The sequence below is a fragment of the Campylobacter sp. FU_497 genome, from assembly GCF_025772425.1.
Taxonomy (GTDB): domain Bacteria; phylum Campylobacterota; class Campylobacteria; order Campylobacterales; family Campylobacteraceae; genus Campylobacter_D; species Campylobacter_D lari_C.
Genome location: NZ_JAKMSC010000001.1, coordinates 197666 through 215759 on the forward strand (window position 1 = coordinate 197666; position 18094 = coordinate 215759).

The window sequence follows — 18094 nt, forward strand, 5'->3', positions numbered from 1 at the left end:
ACTCCTAATTTTCTTCTTGATTTTTTACTGAATCAACTATAACTAAAATCATTGAAAAGATATTAGCTATCAAAGCACCAATTGCCAAAGTATAAACCATAACATTAGCTTCTGGATTAATTTGTATTAAAGCAAAAGCTGGAATTAAATGCAAATCAGCCACTAAAGAACTAGCAAATAATTCAGCTGCTAAGAAATTTCTAACTCCAATTTTCAATAAAGTAGAAATTAAATTCACACAAGCTGCAATAAATAATGCAACTTCATTTTGATCATATAAAAATCCTGCGGTTGTAGTTAAGCTCATTAGAGCAAAAAAGATATAAATAACCTTACCCCAATTCATTTTTACACTGTTCCTTTTTCATACATCGCTCTTAATTTTTCTTTTTCTTGTTTTTTCTTAACTTTTTCTAATTCTTTTTGACGATACTGCGCAACGCTAAATTTAAACCATAAAAGTGCTGGACTTGCTACAAATATAGAACTTGCAGTACCTGCTACAATACCCACTATCATAGTTAGAGCAAAACCTTCTATCATAGATCCGCCAAAGAAATAAAGCACTACAACAGTAATTAAAGTTAATCCCGTTGTTAAAGTAGTTCTTGATAAAGTAGCTGAAACTGATTCATTGATAATTAAATCAAGTTTTGAATTTTTACTTGTTTTAACACCTTCTCTAATCCTATCAAAAATAATAATCGTATCATTTAAAGAATATCCAAGCACGGTTAAAACAGCCGCTAAAATATCTAAATTTACATCTATTTCAAATAACGCAATAGCGCCTAAAGTAATGACTATATCATGAATTTCACACACAATAGAAGCCATAGCAAAACGCCATTCAAATCTTACTGCCAAATAAATCAAAATAGCAATCAAAGAAATTCCAACTGCCATAAGACCTTTATTACGCAGTTCATCTCCTACTTTTGGACCTACCACATCCACGCGGCGCACTTCAAATTTACCTGTATCTTTTAATAAATTTGCAATACTTACTCCAATATCACTTCCCAAGCTATCACTACTTCCTGAAAAACGAATAATCACTTCATTAGCACTACCAAATTCAGTAACGCTAGCACCTTTTAAATTTTCATTGATAGCTAAAGCTTTGCGAATTTCAGCCAAAGGAGCTTTTTGCTCGTATTGAAGTTGCACTAAAGTTCCACCGGTAAAATCAATACCAAAATTTAAACCCTTAGTAAAAAGGATAAAAATAGAACCAAAAAATAAAATAAAAGACAAAGAGATGGCTGCAAATCTCATTCTCATAAAATCATAAACATGTTTTTGACTAAAAAATTGCATTAAGGTCTCCTATATCCAAACCATAATCTTGTGTTATTGCTTTTTTCCATACGGTTCATAAACATTTCAAACATACCATGAGTTCCAACAATAGAAGTAATCATCGAAACTAAAATTCCAATACTCAAAGTCACCGCAAAACCTTTTACCGCACCTGTTCCATAAGCATAAAGCACTACTGAAGTAATAAGTGAAGTAATATTAGAATCTAAAATCGCACTCATTGCATGCTTATAACCATTTTCAACACTTTGCCTTATACTAGCACCTTCTCGCAATAATTCTCTAATTCTTTCATTAATAATAACATTAGAATCTACTGCCATACCTACAGTCAGTACAAGTCCTGCCATACCAGGTAAAGTTAAGGTTGCTCCAAACATAGCCATTACAGCAATAATCACTAAAATATTTGCTACCAAAGCAATATTAGCAAAAATTCCTGCTATACCATAATACATCACCATAAATGCAATAACTAATATAGAAGCACCTGCTAGAGCTATCATACTCATTTTAATACTATCAGCACCCAAAGATGGTCCAACGCTTCTTTTTTCAAGCATTTTAACCGGTGCTAAAAGCGCCCCACTTCTTAAAGCAATGGCCACATCATGAGCTTCTTCAACAGTAAAACTGCCGCTAATTTGGCCGCTACCCCCGCCTATTCTTTCATTAATTCTTGGAGCTGAATATACTTTATTATCCAAAACTATAGCTAAGCGTTTGCCTACATTATTTCCTGTGTAGTCTCCAAATTTTTTCGCACCTTCTGAATTTAAAGTAAAATTAATCACAGGAAGATTATTACTTTGTGCAAAACCTACTTTTGCATCTGTTAGCATAGAACCATCAAGAATAGGTATAGATTTTACTAGATATTTAATTTGAGGATTTTTTGCATCTTCAAAAATCAAGTCTCCATATTCAGCAGCTTGAGCTGGAGTAAGATTATTTACCTGATCCATTCTAACATCATCTACTTCCATTAATTGCAAATGTGCAGCTTTTGCGATAAGTTCTCTAGCTCTAGCCTCATCTGCAGCAGTTTTAATACCTGGAAGTTCGACTAAAATTTTATCCTCACCTGATCTTGCTACATTTGGTTCTGCAAGGCCAAATTGATCAAGTCTGTTTCTAATGGTTTCTACAGCTTGTAAAATAGCTTGTTCATGAGTTAATTTAATTTCTTCTTGGGTTAAAGAAAGTGTGTAGTGTAAATTTTCATGTGTAATAGCCAAGCCTTTAATGTCTTTTAATAACAAATCAACCTTAGCTACATCATTTTCATCTAATAAACTAAATTCAATACTAGTATCATTTACTTTGATTTTATCAACAATAATATCTTCTTTATTGATAGAATAACTAAGAGAAGAGGCTATGGATTTAACCTTTGATTTAACTGCCTCTTCTACTTCTACACCTAATAACATATGCAAACCACCTTGCAAATCAAGTCCTAGGTTGATCTTAGCACCACTTTGGGTTTGCATAAAAGAAGGTATGGAAAAAACTAATCCTATAAGAAAAACTACAAAGAAAATAATACTTCTATAAGTAATTTTTCCACTACGCATCAATTTTCTTTGCTATAAAATCTCTAGAAATTTTTACAACTACATTTTCATCATTAAGCTTAACTTTGATAAAATCCTCTTCTGGTTTTACCACCTCGCAAATTATCCCACCATTTGTGATGATTTTATCCCCTTTTTCTAAAGATAAAACCATTAATTTGTGGTCTTTTGCTTGTTTTTGCTGTGGTCTAATAACCAAAAAATAAAAAATCGCAAAAAGCACAATGAGAGGCAACAATGAAGTCCAAATATTTCCGTTTTCTGCCATTTCTTCCCCTTTTTTTAAAGTTCATAAATTCTAATTCTACCACTTTTAAAATAATAAAAGCCTTTTTTTCTGCACTTTTATTGTCAAATTTTATTTATTTTTCTTTTTTTGAAAATTTACTTTTTGAATTTATTTCACCATTTTTAAGTATATATGGTTTGATTTTATTGCTAAGAAATAAAAGTAAAGTAGGATATTTTTATACCGGATTTTTTGTAGGAATTTTATGGTTTTGGTGGATAGCTTTATCATCAATTTATTTTGATTTAGCTTATTTAATTCCTTTAGAAATTATCTTGATAGGATTAGTTTATGGATTATTATTTTTAGTATGTTTTTTTCTTAAATATGATTTTTTAAGGCTTTGTGGAATTTTTTTACTTAGTTTTATTCATCCTTTTGGTTTTGATTGGCTAAATTGGGGTGTTTTAAGTGTATATGGAATCTTTGATGCAAGTTATCAAGGCATTATAGCTATGTTTTTGATTGCTTATTTTTATTATGAAAAATACATTTCAAGATATTATAAGATTGCAATCATTTTAATCCTTATTCTAATCGGAGCTCAATATAATCAAAAACAACCACAAACACTAAATTTAGACTATAAATTAATCCAAACTAATATCTCCCAAGATCAAAAATTCATACAAGAAAATTTACAAACTCATTCTAAAGATATATTTTATCAAATCAACAAGGCTATAAAAGAAGGTAAAGAAGCAATTATTTTTCCTGAAACAGCTTTTGCCTTTGCTTTAAATAAAGCTCCAAGTTATTTACAAGCTTTAAAAGATTTATCAAAACAAATCATCATCATTACAGGTGCTATAAGTACCACACCTAATCATCTATACAATAGTACTTATGTATTTGACAATGGTAACATACAAGTTTTTAACAAACACTATCTTGTACCTTTTGGAGAAGAAATTCCTATATTTAAAACCTTTTTTAAAAAATACCTTTTAAATATTGATGAATTTTCAAAAGGAAAAGAATTAAATCAATATACTTTAAATAATCAACTCATCACTAATGCTATCTGCTTTGAAGCTACAAAAGAAAAACTTTACAAACACTCAAAAATCATCATAGCCATTTCAAATAATGCTTGGTTTAATTTTTCAAGTGAGTATAAATTACAAAATTTTCTAATGCGTTTTTATGCAAATAATTATAATGTAAGTATATATCATGCAGTTAATGGAAAAGAAAATGCGGTAATTAAGCCAAAAGAGATATTGATTTTAAAGATAAAAGAAAAACTTTTAAAGCAAAATGAAGCTTAAAAGCTTCATTTTATAATGCCTTAAATTCATCAAGCGCGTCTAATTTTTCCCAAGGATAATCAGCCTGCCCCACTTGACCACGAGCAGCTACATCAGCATACATGAAAGTATCTTTACTTGGTTTATCAAGATTGAATTTATTTTTAATCCAATTTGGAGTTAATGGGAAAGTTTTCATTACAAAATCACTTAAAATATCATCATTTAATCTTGTATTTGTTCCCATGCAATCCACACTTACAGAAGTTGGTTTAGCCACACCTATAGCATAAGAAAGTTGCACTATACATTTTTTAGCAAGCCCTGCTGCTACGATATTTTTAGCAAGCCATCTTGCTGCATAAAGCCCACTTCTATCAACCTTAGTATAATCTTTAGAAGATTGCGCTCCTCCGCCTATTGGAGCATAGCCACCAAAGCTATCTACTATAAGTTTTCTTCCTGTTAAGCCACTATCATGTAATGAACTGTGATTTACATATTTTCCCGTTGGGTTGATTAAAATTCTTGTTTTTTCTGGGCAAAAAAGCTCTTTTGGCAAATTTGAATCCAAAATCAAATCCATTACCAAAGCTCTTAAATCTTCTATTTTCATACTTTCAACACAAGGAGCTGAAACTACAATAGTATGGATACTTTGAGGTTTACAATTTTCAAAATTTTCTTTATTTACATAATCAATCGTAACTTGAGTTTTAATATCCACTCCAAGTTTATCAGGATTGTTTTTTGCAAACTCATACACTTTATCGCAAAGCATTCTAGCATAAGAAATAGCTGCTGGCATATATTCTTTTGCTTCATTGCTTGCAAAACCAAACATTATTCCTTGATCACCTGCTCCAATCTCTCCATCTTCTTGATCAACACCTTGATTAATATCAGGACTTTGCTCATTTAAAAATACCATTACATCTAAATCATCAGGATGTAAACATTGCTTTTTACTAAAATGCGGATGCCCATCATAACCAATATCTGCTAAAGCTTTTTTTACAATATTTTCATAATCTTGTTTTTCTAGCTTATGTTTTGATTTAATCTCGCCACCAATTACTACTTTATTTCCTGCTACAAAAACCTCACTAGCAACCCTTGAGTCTTTATCGTGAGTTAAAAAAGCATCCACTATAGAATCAGCTATAATATCAGCACATTTATCAGGATGTCCTGCACTAACAACTTCAGAAGTAAATAAATACATATTTTTAATATTCCTTATCATAAAAAATTCTAGCTTTATTTTAACATAAGCTAGCTTAAAAATCAAAAAGCTTATTTAAGCTTTACTTTGTTAGAATAAATTAAAAATTTATCACTACAAAAAAAGGTAAGAAATGAGTTTATTCTCTTGCGCAATCAAACGTTATAAAGATGGAAATCTTATTTTACAAATTTGCATAGGTATTGTTTTAGGAATTTTAGTAGGTGTTTTTTCTAAAGATTTGGCTATTTTTGCAAATATTTTTGGTGCTTTATTTACAGGAGCTTTAAAAGCTATAGCGCCAATTTTAGTTTTTATCTTAATCTTAACAACTATTTGCACAAAAGAATTTAATCATGGAAGTGAGAAAATAAAACATATTATTTTCTTATATATATTTGGAACTTTTTTAGCTTCTTTAAGCGCAGTTAGTATAAGTTTTGTCTTTCCTGTAGAATTAGTATTAACCGATATTGAAAAAGCTTCCACTGCAAGTCCTGCACACATAGGAGAAGTATTTAAAACCTTACTTTTTCAAATCGTAGATAATCCTATCCACGCTTTATCTTCAGGAAATTATTTAAGCATATTAGCTTGGGCTATAGGTGGGGGTTTTGCTCTAAGGCATTGCTCTAATGATGCAAAACAACTTTTTACTGATATCAACGAAGGCGTGTTAAAAATCGTTAAATTTATAGTCAAGCTTGCTCCTTTTGGAATTTTTGGACTTGTAGCAAATTCAGTTGCTCAAACAGGAGCAGCAGGACTTTTAAGTTATATTAAATTATTAATCATTTTAGTTTTAACCATGTTTTTTGTAGCCTTTGTGATTAATGCTTTAATTGTCTTTGCTTATACGAAGAAAAATCCTTATCCTTTGATTTTTATTTGCTTAAAACATAGTGCTGTTTTTGCATTTTTTACAAGAAGTTCTGCAGCAAACATCCCTGTAAATATGGCACTTTGCTCTAAATTAAATATCAATAATAACCTATATAGCATTTCTATTCCACTAGGAGCTACGATTAATATGGCAGGAGCAGCTGTAACTATAGCTATACTAAGTCTTGCAGCAGCTCACACAGTAGGCATTGAAATAAATTTTTTACAAGCTATGCTTTTGAGTGTTTTAGCTGCATTTGCAGCTTGTGGAGCTAGCGGGGTTGCCGGAGGCTCGCTTTTACTCATACCGCTTGCTTGCTCTTTGTTTAATATTGATTATGATATAGCTATGCAAGTAGTTGCAGTTGGATTTATCATAGGGGTTATTCAAGATAGCGTTGAAACAGCTTTAAATAGCTCAACAGATGTTTTATTTAGTGCTATTTGTTCAGATAATGAACTTAATTTAAAAATTTAAGGAGGACTTATGAGGCATTTAATTACTACAAAAGATTTTAACAATGATGAAATCTTGGCTTTATTTAAAGAAGCAAAAGAATTTTTAGATGAAAAACCGCGTACATTTTTAGAAGGAAAAAGTGTTACAACAATTTTCTTTGAAAATTCAACACGCACTCAATCAAGCTTTGAAACAGCCGCAAGAAGACTAGGTGCTAAAGTTTTAAAATTAGATGTTTCAAGAAGTAGTTCAAGCAAAGGCGAAACACTTTTTGATACTGCTGCAAATTTAGACGCAATGGCGCCAAGTGCTATTGTAGTTAGACACAAAAACTCAGGCGTGCCTCATACTTTAGCAAATTACACTCATTGTCCTATAGTTAATGGAGGCGATGGTAAACACGCTCATCCTACCCAAGCTTTACTTGATCTTTTTACTATAATGGAGCATTTTAACTATAATGTAAAAGGTAAAAAAATAGCCATAGTAGGAGATATTAAAAACTCACGCGTTGCTGCTTCAAATTTAGAATTATTACCTCGCTTTGGTATTAATATCACCCTAGTAGCCCCACCTCATTTTATGCCAAATTATCCCATTAAAAAAACAAATAAGCTAAAAGAAGTCATTGATGATGTTGATATTATCATGAGTCTTAGAACACAAACTGAAAGACACAATATTCCAACCTATGTATCGCTTAAAGATTATGCAAATGATTTTTGTATTAGTAAAGATTTAATAAAAGATAAAAATCTCATTATCCTACATCCTGGCCCTGTGCATAGAAATATCGATATTAGTAATGAAGTAATGGCTGATAAAAGATGCAAAGTTTTAACTCAAGTTAAAAATGGCGTTGCCATTAGAATGGCTGTATTAAAAAAACTCATTTTAGAAAGCTAAAACCATGCAAAATTGGAACTTAAGTACATTATTTAAAGATGAGCAAGAATTAAATCTTTTTTTGCAAAAAACCCAAGATGAAGCTTGTGAATTTAAAAAACAATATGAAAATAATCTTCATAGTTTAAGCAATGAACAATTTTTACAGGCTTTAAAAAATTATGAAGAATTAATCTTAAAGCTTTCCCACATACTAACCTATGTGTATTTAAATTTTGCTCAAGATACCACCAAGGGTGCTTTTTATGCAAAATATGAAAATTTAAGTAAAAAAATAGAAGAAAATCTTTTATTTTTTGAGCTTGAATTTTGCGAGTTAAAAGAAGAAAAAAGTAAAACTTTCATCACATTTTGCAAAGATTATGAGTTTTATTTAAATAATCTTATCAAACACAAAAAACACAATCTTTCTAAAAAAGAAGAAAGAGTTATCTTGGCTCTATCAAGTACAGGCTCAAATGCATTTGCAAGATTATTTGATGAAACCTTTAGTGCTTTAAAATTTAATTTTGAAGGGCAAAAACTAAGCGAGGAAGAAATTCTAAGCAAGCTTTATGATAAAGATAGAAGCATTAGAAAAAAAGCTTCAAAATGCTTTAGTAAAACCTTAAAAAAACAAAACAAACTTTTAGTATATATTTTCAATATGATTAAAAGCGAACTTGCTAGTATTTGTGAGTTAAGATTCTATGAAAATCCTGAAACCCCAAGACATATAAGAAATCAAATTTCTAAAAAAAGTGTTGATGCACTTATTAGCGCTAGTGAGAATAGCTTTGATATTGTTTCTAAATTTTACAATACAAAGAAAAAAATTCTAGGATATAAAAAGCTAAAAGATTACGATCGTTATGCACCTATTGGAAAGGAAATGCAAGTTGATTTTGACCAGGGAAGGGATATAGTTTTAAAAGCCTTTGAAAAATTTTCTAAAGATTTTTATATGATAGCAAAAGAAGCTTTTGAGAATAATTGGATTGATGTTTATCCTAAAGAATTTAAACAAAGCGGTGCTTTTTCTCACTCAAGCACGCCACTAAGCCATCCTTTCATACTTTTAAACTATACCAACCAAAGACGCGATCTTTTCACTCTAGCACATGAGCTAGGCCACACTATACATCAAAAACTTTCTTATAAAGTAAGTTTTTTAAATCAAGATACGCCACTAACTACAGCAGAAACTGCTTCAGTGTTTGCAGAAATGTTGATTTTTGATTATATTAAAGAAAATTTAGACAAAGAAGAGCTTTTATCTTTATATGCGGCAAAGATTGAAGATATTTTTGCTACTCTTTATAGACAGATTAATTTTACTACTTTTGAACGCAGATTTCATGCTAAAAAAGAAGAACTAAGTGCTCAAGAACTAAGTGAAATTTGGCTTGAAGAATCAAGAAAAATGTTTCAAGATAGCGTAGTTTTAACCAAAAATTATAACCTTTGGTATTCTTATATACCACATTTTATACACTCTCCATTTTACTGCTATGCTTATGCTTATGCACAACTTTTAGTTTTAGCACTCTATGGTCTATATAAAAGTGGCAAATGTCCTGATTTTACTTCAATTTATATTGATTTTTTAAGTAGTGGGGGAAGTAAAAGCCCAAAAGAACTTGTAGCTATGTTTGGCTTTGATATAGAAAGTGATGAGTTTTGGAATATAGGCTTAGAGCAAGTTAGAATACTAGTAGATGAATTTTTAAGGCTAAGCAATGATTGATAAAATTTTAAATAATAAAAATTTTATAAGTTTAATGCAAAAAAGCATTTATGAATGTTTGCAAATTTTAATCCAAGAAGATATTGAGTTTAATATCATTGTAAATACTAAATTTGTTACACTCGAACCTCCTTTACCATCAGAATTAGATGTAGTGAGTAAAAATCCTTATTGTCTTTTTGCACTTGGTGGTTATACTTTTAAATCCATAGTTTTAACAAATGAGCATATAGAATTTCACGCAGGTTTTGGGCCTGATGATTTTGCAACCTTTGTGAAAGTGGATTTAGGGGCAATTACTCAAATTCAAGTTGAAGATAATATCATTTTTGTTAATTTTTCAAACTATTTCAAAAAGCAAAATGATCAAAAATTAAAAGAAAAATCTATGAATGCTTTTTTAAATAATCCCAACAATAAAGATTTATTTAAAAAATGAGTTTTTTTGAAGGTTTAAATGATAGCCAAAAAGAAGCCATCATGCATATTGATGGAGCTATGCTGATACTAGCAGGTGCAGGTAGCGGAAAGACTAAAACCATTACCACTAGGCTTGCCTATTTAATCGATCATATAGGCATTCCTGCGCAAAATACCCTCACACTAACCTTTACAAATAAAGCTGCCAATGTAATGAAAACAAGAGCCTTAGCACTTTTACAAGATCAAAATTTACACAATCCCCTTTTATGTACTTTTCATAAATTTGGCTTGTTATTTTTAAGACTTTATAGCGAAAGAATTAATAGAGCAAATAATTTTGTCATTATTGATACAGATGATAAAAAGAAAATACTAAAAGATTTAGCTAGCGAAAATTTGCAAAGCTCTTTAGCAAGCATAGGTGCTTATATTTCAAATTTTAAAAATCAAAGCAAAAGCGCTCAAGAAATACGCAAAGAATTAGAATTTTTAAAAGATGAAAAAAACAAAAATTACGAAGAAATCATTCATTTATATGAACAATATGAGCATTTTTTAATCCAAAATAATTTCATGGATTTTGATGATTTACTCATGCTAACTAATAAAATTTTAGAAGATGAACAATTTGCAAAAGAGCAAAGTCAAAAATATACTTATATAACAGTAGATGAGTATCAAGATACTAATGCCTTACAATATCAAATTCTAAAAAAACTTTGCACGTCTCATGAAAATATTTGTGTGGTGGGTGATGATGATCAAAGTATTTATGGTTGGCGCGGGGCTAAAATAGAAAATATCTTAAATTTCAAAGAACAATTTAACAATGTAAAATTAGTCAAATTAGAACAAAATTATCGCTCAACTAGCGCTATTTTGCAAGCTGCGAATGAACTTATAGAGCATAATAGAAAAAGACTAGGAAAAACTTTAATTTGCACCAAAGATGAGGGCGAAGAAATCACAATTTTACAAAATGATGATGAGAAAATTGAAAGCTTTAAGGTTGCAAGAGAAGTTTCAAAACTTTTAAACTCAGGGATTAATCCTAGTGAAATAGCCATACTTTATAGAGTAAATGCTCTATCTCGTGCTCTTGAAGAAGCTTTTAGTAAAGAAAAAATTCCTTTTAAATTGCTAAGTGGAATTCGTTTTTATGAAAGAGCTGAGATTAAAGATATTATTTCTTATTTAAGATTACTTTCAAATTTAAATGATGATTATTCTTTTAAACGCATTATCAACCGCCCTAAAAGAAATTTTGGTAATGCAAGTTTAGAAAAGCTAGAAAATTATGCCAAAGAAAATCATTTATCTTTATTTGAAAGTCTATGTGCTTTGCAAGGAAATGGATTTTTTAGCAAAAAAACAGACAAAGAATTAGAAAAATTCATACTAAGCATACACAAAATTAAAGAAAAAGATGATTTGCTTGCAATGATTTTAGCCTTAGAAGAAGAATTTAAAATCAAAGAATTTTACAAAGATAACCCAGAGGGTGAAGATAAACTTTTAAACATAGATGAACTTTATGCTAACTTAAAAGATAAAATCACTCATGGAAATTATAATGGCTTAGATGATATTTTAAATGAAATTTCTTTACTTAATGAGCAAGATGGACTTGATAAAGAAAGTATTTGTATTATGAGTATTCATGCAAGTAAAGGACTTGAGTTTGATTATGTTTTTATCATAGGCTTAGAAGAAGGATTTTTCCCACTCACTAGCGAATCAAGCAATATAGAAGAAGAAAGAAGACTTGCTTATGTAGCAATCACTAGAGCCAAGAAAAAACTTTATTTAAGCTATGCTAATTCTAGATTTTATAAAGGAAGTCGCACAAGATTAGAAAAAAGTAGATTTTTTGGCGAGAGCAATGTAATCAAAAAAGAATTAACACTAGATCATCAAAAAAATTGCTACAAAAAAGGCGATTTAATCAAACATAAAATTTTTGGCATAGGCAGAGTCACTGGGGTAAGTAAAATAGGTGCTGAAGAAAAACTCACGATTAATTTTGGAGGCATAGAAAGAATGATAATGTCAAGTTTTGTGGAAAAAGTGATATGAATAAACTTTTTGTAGCTTACAAACCAAGTGGAATGAGTTCTAATGCTTTTTTAGGCAAACTCAAGAAAAAATATAAAAACAAAAAAGCAGGTTTTTCAGGAACACTTGATCCTTTTGCAAAAGGTGTTTTACTCATAGCCTTTGATCAATACACAAAACTTTTTCGCTTTTTTGATAAAAATCCAAAAGTTTACAAAGCAACGCTTTGGCTAGGCGTGCATTCACTAAGCCTTGATAATCAAAATATCAAAGAAATCAATCTTATAAATGCTTTTGATGAGCAAATTTTAGAACAAATTAAAAATGAACTTTTAGGTAAAATCACCTACACCCCACCCGCATTTTGTGCAAAAAAAATAGATGGAGTGCGCTCTTATGAGCTTGCAAAAAGAGGTTTTGAAGTCAATTTAAAGCCCTGCGTTATGGAAATTTTTTATACTAAAATTTTACACTATGACCACCCCTTTTTAACCATAGAAATAGCAGTTAGTGAGGGTTCTTATATACGCTCTTATTGTGAATTATTTGCTAGAAAACTTGGTATCAAAGCCACGCTAAGCTCATTAGAGCGTTTAAGTGAAGGAAGGTTTTTTTATGAAAATGAAAAAGAGTTAAATCCTTTAGCTTATTTAAATCTTAGAAAAAATACGATAAAATACCCCCAAAAATTACACAATGGACAAAAAATATTTTTGGACGATTTGGAAATTCAAGAAGAAGGTAGCTATATTTTAGAAGAAAAAGATTTTTTTTCTATCATTTCTATCCAAGATAATCAAGTGCAATATTATTTAAATAAGGTATTAAAATGTTAATTTTATCAAGAAAAGAAAATGAAAGTATAAAAATCGGAGATGATATAGAAATCAAAGTAGTTCAAACAGGCAAAGGCTATGCTAAAATAGGCATCGAAGCCCCAAAGTCTTTAATGATACTACGTAAAGAGCTTATCGAGCAAGTAAAAAGTGAAAATTTACATGCAATTAGCGATGAAACGATAAAACTTGATGATCTGAGTAAAAAGCTTAAAAAATGAAAGCTTACGCAAAAGCTAATATTTTTTTAAAAATCATAGGAATTAACTCAAGATCATATCATTTATTGCAATCACGCTTTGTTTTACTAAAAGATATTTTTGATGAGTTAAGCTTTAGTGATGAAAAAACCAAAGAAGGGTTTGAAATCACTGGAAATTTCACCCAAGATACCATCATACACAAAGCTTATAAAGAATTAGAAAATTTAGGATTTTCTAATGAATTAAATGAATTTTTTAAAGACAAAAGTTTAAAGCTTACCAAAAACATTCCCATAGGTGGAGGTCTTGGAGGAAGTAGCACTGATGCGGTGACATTTTTGCTTATGATCAACGAAGCTTTAAATTTAAAACTCAACCAACAACAACAACTTAAACAAATCTGCCAAAAACTTGGATCTGATTTAATCTTTTTTTTAAGTGGATATGATAGTGCAAATGTTAGCGGGTGTGGCGAGATTGTAGAATATTTTGAAGATGATTTTGCCCAACTTGATTTTACTTTTCCAGCTATTGAATGCTCAAGCGCAAAAGTATATAAAACATTTGATGAAAGCTCATATGATTTAACAGCGAATTTAAATTTAGCCAAAACACTTAAAACACTTAAAACAAGTGAAATTTTAGAGTATAAAAATACTGATTTAAACGACTTATTTGCTCCTTGTGTAAAAATTTATCCTAAAATGCAAACTTTTCTTGATGAGGCTTATTTTTTAAGTGGAAGTGGAAGTGGAATTTTTAAGGCTAAATGATGAAAAAAACTATAGTAAAAAACAAAAAAGCTTTTTTTGATTATGAAATTTTGGAAAAATTTGAAGCAGGTATTGTTTTAAAAGGTTCTGAAGTGGTAGCATTAAGAGCTAGTAGAGCAAATTTAAAAGACTCTTTTGTGCGTATTATCAAAGGTGAAATTTTCTTACTTAATGCTCATATTTCTCATCTTAGTACTACACATTCTTTTTATAAGCATGATGAAAAAGGCGCACGAAAACTTTTAATGCATAAAAAGCAAATCGATAGGCTTTTTGGTAAAATTAGTACTCAAGGCTTTACTATAGTGCCATTAGAACTTTATTTTAATGAAAAAAATAAAGCAAAGGTCTTAATAGCCTTAGCTAAAGGAAAAAACTTACACGATAAAAGAGAAAGTTTAAAGAAAAAACAAGCAGATCTTGAAGCAAGAGCTGCTATGAAAAATCATTATTAAAAAAGGATTTTGATGAAAAAATTTGCTTATTTATTTTTTACATTTGCTTTTGCATTTTTAATAAATGCTTGCTCAAGTGAAGAAAAAATCGAAAATGAATTTGCATTTGCTGAGTATAAAATGGGCGATGAAATTCTTTTAAAAAGTGTCAATGGTGGTGAAAAAACCTTAGTAAGAACACAAAATGGTTTTGTGGTAAAGGGCGAAGAGAATAAAATTTTAATGTTTGATTTTTTTGGAACCTTTTGCACACCTTGCCAAGAAGAAGCTACCCATCTAACAAGCTTATGGCAAAAAAATACCGATAATTTTATCATCATAGGGCTTAGTCATTTTGAAAATGTAAGTGATCAAGCTGTGAAAGATTTTGCTATTAAATATGGGGCATATTATTTTTTAAGCAATTCTAAAGAAAATGATAGAATTGTTGCACAAGCCTTAAAAGATATTAATTACCAAAGCATGGAACAACTTCCTTTTAAAGTAGTTTTAAAAGATGGTATTTATCAAGATTTAACAGACTTTTGGAATAAAGACTCAAAAAGTTATGTGAAATATTATCTTGGAAAAGTTTCTACTCAAACTATGCAAGAAGATATTACTAGGATATTAAATGAGTCTAAAAAGTGAAATTTTAGAACAACAAAAACTAGCAGAACCTAAAATGTTTAAGGTTTTGCTTTTAAATGATGATGTTACCACTATGGATTTTGTAATTGAAATTTTAATGAATATTTTTCATCATGATTTTGAAAAAGCAAGCGCAATTATGCTTGAAATTCATCATCAAGGAAGTGGAGTTTGTGGTGTATATACAGAAGAGATTGCACTAAGTAAAAAACAACAAGTTGACACGGCAGCAAAAAACAATGATTTTCCACTCCAAACAAGGATAGAAGAACAATGAAATATAAAGAATTAATTGACTCATTTATACCAAATGCAAGACATTTAAGCTTTATCAATCATCATGAATTTATCACTTGCGAACATTTGCTTTTTGCTTTAGTTAAGCTTAGCAATGATTTTAAAAATCTACTTGAAGAAATTGGGGATGGTGATTTACAAGGCTTTGAAAATGAGTTAAAAAACTACTTAGCTAAAAATAACGAAATTTTAAAAAAAGAAATAGAACCTATTTTTTCTGTGATCTTGGAAAATATATTACACAAGCTAAATGCAAAAAATCAAACAAGTGTGATTGATTTTATCATCGCACTTTGCAAAGAAGAAAAAGCTTATTCTTATAATATTTTAAAAAAACACCTAATAGAAGAAGAAAAAATAAAAGAATTATTACAAAATGCTGAATTTGAAAATTTAAAAACCCATACTATAGAGCTAGTTGAGCTTGCAAAAAAAGGCAAAATAGATCCTGTTATAGGTAGGAAATTTGAACTTGAAAGAATGATGCAAATTCTAAGCCGTCGCAAGAAAAATAACCCTATTTTAGTTGGCGAGCCAGGTGTTGGTAAAAGTGCCATTATAGATGGACTAGCGCTAGCTATAGCTGAAGAAAAAGTGCCAAAACATTTAAAAAACTCAAAAATTTATAGTCTTGATATGGCAAGCTTGCTTTCAGGGACAAAATACAGAGGTGATTTTGAAAAAAGATTAAAAGATATCATTAAAGAATTAGAAAATATCCCTAATGCTATTTTATTTATAGATGAAATTCACACCATAGTAGGAACTGGCGCAAGCAATGAAAGCCATGCAGATATGTCAAATTTATTAAAACCTGCACTAAGTAATGGCAACATTAAATGCATAGGAGCAACTACTTTTATAGAATACAAAAACACCTTCGATAAAAACAAAGCTCTTAGTAGAAGATTTGCAAAAATTGATATAGATGAACCAAGCGAAGAAGAATGTTTTTTGATCTTACAAGGCTTAAAAAGTAAATACGAAAATTTTCACAAAATCAAAATCAGTGATGAAATTTTACAAACAAGTATAAAACTAGCAAAACAATTTTTACATGATAAATTTTTACCAGATAGCGCGATTGATTTAATCGATGAGCTTGGTGCAAGCTTTGCTTTAGAAGATAAAAAAAGTAAAAAAATAGTAAAAATAAAAGACTTAGAAAATACTTTAGCAAGAATGACACATTCTCATAAAATTTATGAAAGCGATCAAGGTAAAATTCTTAAGAACTTAGAGCATGATTTAAAACAAAACATTTTTGGACAAGATGAAGCTATCAAGGCTTTATGCTCTACCTTAAAACAAAGCTATGCAGGATTAAAAGGTAAAAATACCCCAAAAGGCGTGTTTTTATTTACCGGTTCAAGCGGGGTTGGCAAAACCGAACTTGCCAAAAATTTAGCACAAATTTTAAACCTTAATCTTGAAAGATTTGACATGAGTGAATATTCACAAAAACATGATGTGAGCAAACTCATAGGAACTTCAGCAGGTTATGTGGGCTATGAAGATGGTGGCTTGCTTAGCAATAGTATTAGAAAAAATCCTTTTAGTGTGGTTTTATTTGATGAGATAGAAAAGGCTCATCCTGATTTAACTAACACTTTTTTGCAAATTTTTGATAATGCGAGCTTGACAGATAATAGTGGATTAAAAGCTGATTTTAAAAATACTATTATCATTATGACTTCAAATTTAGGCTTAAAAGAAAGTAATGAGCTTGGTTTTTTAAGCAGTGATAAAGAAAAAAGTAATAAAGCCATAAAAGATTTTTTTGCGCCTGAGTTTATCAACCGTATTGATAAAATCATTCATTTTAATGACTTAAATCAAGAAATTTTAGAACAAATCGTCCAAAAAGAGCTAGATTTAATGGCGAAAAATTTAAATAATATCACCATAGAAGCTGATAAAAAAGTAAAAGAATTTCTTGCTAAAAAAACCAATAATAAAGAATTTGGAGTCAGATTATTAAAACGCATTATTGCCGAAGAATTAGGCGAGAGATTAAGTGATGAAATTTTGTTTGGAAAATTAAAAAATGGTGGTAAATTAAAACTCAAACTTTCCAAAAATGAAAAAATTGAATTTGTATTCTAAACTTTTAAAAAGCCCTGATGATGCGCCTGTTTTTATTAGTGAAAAACTAGAAGTAGATTTTATACCTCATGCTTATCGTCTAGGGCTTTTTCCATGGACTAGCAATCCTGTTACTTGGTGGTGTCCTTCTCCTAGAATGGTGCTTTTACCTGATGAAGTGCGCATACAAAAAAGCATAAAAAAAGCTTTAAAAACTTATGAAATAAGACTTGATTTTGATTTTAACTCACTTATAAGTCATTGCGCAAAAAGAAAAAAAACTTGGATAAGTCAAGAATTTATACAGGTTTATACAAAGCTTTTTGAGCAAAATTTAGCTCATAGTGTTGAAGTTTATGAAAATGATGTTTTAATCGGCGGTTTATACGGACTTATAATAGGTAAAATATTTTTTGGTGAAAGCATGATAAGCCTTAAAAAAGATGCCTCAAAAGTAGCCCTAATAAGACTTTGTGAGCTTTTAAAACCATATGATTTTTTAATAGATTGTCAAGTGCCTAATGAGCATTTAAAATTTATGGGTGCTAAAGAAATGACAAAAAAAGATTTTTTGAAAACACTAGAAAAAAAAGTTTCACTTGAAAGTGGCTTTAAAAATTTCAAAAATTTACTATAAAAAGATATACTTATAGACAAACAAAATTGCATAAATATTTTGGAATGATTTTTGCTTTTAGT

19 protein-coding genes are annotated in these 18094 nt (G+C 29.8%); 14 read left to right on the plus strand and 5 right to left on the minus strand.

All coding sequences use genetic code 11. The annotated features are described in order from the left end of the window. Nucleotides 1-4: 4 nt before the first annotated feature. The 4 genes from L8W68_RS01095 to yajC are packed head-to-tail and all read right to left on the minus strand — an operon-like array spanning nt 5 to nt 3168. The gene (locus L8W68_RS01095; RefSeq protein ID WP_039618681.1) at nt 5-346 is read right to left on the minus strand and encodes a DUF6394 family protein; all 342 of its coding nucleotides are present in this window, start codon (nt 344-346) and stop codon (nt 5-7) included. Nucleotides 347-348: 2 nt separating this feature from the next. Continuing rightward, a complete protein-coding gene (secF, locus tag L8W68_RS01100; protein ID WP_039618682.1) occupies nt 349-1320 on the minus strand; it encodes a protein translocase subunit SecF in 972 nt (323 codons plus the stop codon). Beyond that, entirely contained in the window at nt 1320-2900 is a 1581-nt protein-coding gene (gene secD / locus L8W68_RS01105; protein ID WP_039628546.1) for a protein translocase subunit SecD, read from the minus strand. Before secD ends, secF begins: the two co-directional genes overlap by 1 nt. Further along, the gene (gene yajC / locus L8W68_RS01110) at nt 2893-3168 is read right to left on the minus strand and encodes a preprotein translocase subunit YajC (RefSeq protein ID WP_012661754.1); all 276 of its coding nucleotides are present in this window, start codon (nt 3166-3168) and stop codon (nt 2893-2895) included. The genes secD and yajC overlap by 8 nt, the downstream gene beginning before the upstream one ends. On the opposite strand from yajC, the gene L8W68_RS01115 reads away from it, so the two are divergent. Beyond that, a complete protein-coding gene (locus L8W68_RS01115; RefSeq protein ID WP_263674687.1) occupies nt 3138-4460 on the plus strand; it encodes an apolipoprotein N-acyltransferase in 1323 nt (440 codons plus the stop codon). The two genes, yajC and L8W68_RS01115, sit on opposite strands and share 31 nt — an antisense overlap. A 10-nt stretch (nt 4461-4470) precedes the next feature. On the opposite strand, the gene metK is transcribed toward L8W68_RS01115, so the two are convergent. Continuing rightward, complete coding sequence (gene metK / locus L8W68_RS01120) at nt 4471-5664, minus strand: methionine adenosyltransferase (protein ID WP_039628549.1); 1194 nt, start codon at nt 5662-5664, stop codon at nt 4471-4473. A gap of 133 nt (nt 5665-5797) precedes the next feature. On the opposite strand from metK, the gene sstT reads away from it, so the two are divergent. From sstT to aat, 13 genes are read left to right on the plus strand one after another with little or no spacing between them, the layout of a single operon-like run. Further along, nucleotides 5798-7024 carry a serine/threonine transporter SstT gene (gene sstT / locus L8W68_RS01125; protein WP_263674688.1) on the plus strand — a complete coding sequence of 409 codons (1227 nt, stop codon included), beginning with the start codon at nt 5798-5800 and terminating at the stop codon, nt 7022-7024. Between the two features lie 9 nt (nt 7025-7033). Then, the gene (locus tag L8W68_RS01130; protein WP_263674689.1) at nt 7034-7912 is read left to right on the plus strand and encodes an aspartate carbamoyltransferase catalytic subunit; all 879 of its coding nucleotides are present in this window, start codon (nt 7034-7036) and stop codon (nt 7910-7912) included. A gap of 4 nt (nt 7913-7916) precedes the next feature. Further along, nucleotides 7917-9638, plus strand: coding sequence for a M3 family oligoendopeptidase (locus tag L8W68_RS01135; protein WP_263674690.1), 1722 nt, complete (start codon nt 7917-7919; stop codon nt 9636-9638). Then, a complete protein-coding gene (locus L8W68_RS01140) occupies nt 9631-10077 on the plus strand; it encodes a hypothetical protein (protein WP_263674691.1) in 447 nt (148 codons plus the stop codon). Before L8W68_RS01135 ends, L8W68_RS01140 begins: the two co-directional genes overlap by 8 nt. After that, the gene (locus L8W68_RS01145) at nt 10074-12137 is read left to right on the plus strand and encodes an ATP-dependent helicase (RefSeq protein WP_263674692.1); all 2064 of its coding nucleotides are present in this window, start codon (nt 10074-10076) and stop codon (nt 12135-12137) included. The genes L8W68_RS01140 and L8W68_RS01145 overlap by 4 nt, the downstream gene beginning before the upstream one ends. Beyond that, nucleotides 12134-12952: a tRNA pseudouridine(55) synthase TruB gene (gene truB / locus L8W68_RS01150; protein ID WP_263674693.1), complete on the plus strand. Its 819-nt coding sequence runs from the start codon at nt 12134-12136 to the stop codon at nt 12950-12952. The genes L8W68_RS01145 and truB overlap by 4 nt, the downstream gene beginning before the upstream one ends. Further along, nucleotides 12946-13173, plus strand: coding sequence for a carbon storage regulator CsrA (csrA, locus tag L8W68_RS01155; protein WP_012661763.1), 228 nt, complete (start codon nt 12946-12948; stop codon nt 13171-13173). The genes truB and csrA overlap by 7 nt, the downstream gene beginning before the upstream one ends. Then, the gene (locus L8W68_RS01160) at nt 13170-13928 is read left to right on the plus strand and encodes a 4-(cytidine 5'-diphospho)-2-C-methyl-D-erythritol kinase (protein WP_263674694.1); all 759 of its coding nucleotides are present in this window, start codon (nt 13170-13172) and stop codon (nt 13926-13928) included. Before csrA ends, L8W68_RS01160 begins: the two co-directional genes overlap by 4 nt. Next, a complete protein-coding gene (gene smpB / locus L8W68_RS01165) occupies nt 13928-14383 on the plus strand; it encodes an SsrA-binding protein SmpB (RefSeq protein ID WP_039668585.1) in 456 nt (151 codons plus the stop codon). Before L8W68_RS01160 ends, smpB begins: the two co-directional genes overlap by 1 nt. Nucleotides 14384-14395: 12 nt before the next feature. Then, a complete protein-coding gene (locus L8W68_RS01170; protein ID WP_263674695.1) occupies nt 14396-15013 on the plus strand; it encodes a thioredoxin domain-containing protein in 618 nt (205 codons plus the stop codon). Further along, nucleotides 14997-15290: an ATP-dependent Clp protease adaptor ClpS gene (locus tag L8W68_RS01175; RefSeq protein ID WP_263674696.1), complete on the plus strand. Its 294-nt coding sequence runs from the start codon at nt 14997-14999 to the stop codon at nt 15288-15290. Before L8W68_RS01170 ends, L8W68_RS01175 begins: the two co-directional genes overlap by 17 nt. Continuing rightward, nucleotides 15287-17416, plus strand: coding sequence for an AAA family ATPase (locus tag L8W68_RS01180; protein WP_070256664.1), 2130 nt, complete (start codon nt 15287-15289; stop codon nt 17414-17416). Before L8W68_RS01175 ends, L8W68_RS01180 begins: the two co-directional genes overlap by 4 nt. Continuing rightward, the gene (aat, locus tag L8W68_RS01185) at nt 17391-18032 is read left to right on the plus strand and encodes a leucyl/phenylalanyl-tRNA--protein transferase (protein WP_263674697.1); all 642 of its coding nucleotides are present in this window, start codon (nt 17391-17393) and stop codon (nt 18030-18032) included. Before L8W68_RS01180 ends, aat begins: the two co-directional genes overlap by 26 nt. The last annotated feature ends 62 nt before the right edge of the window (nt 18033-18094 follow it).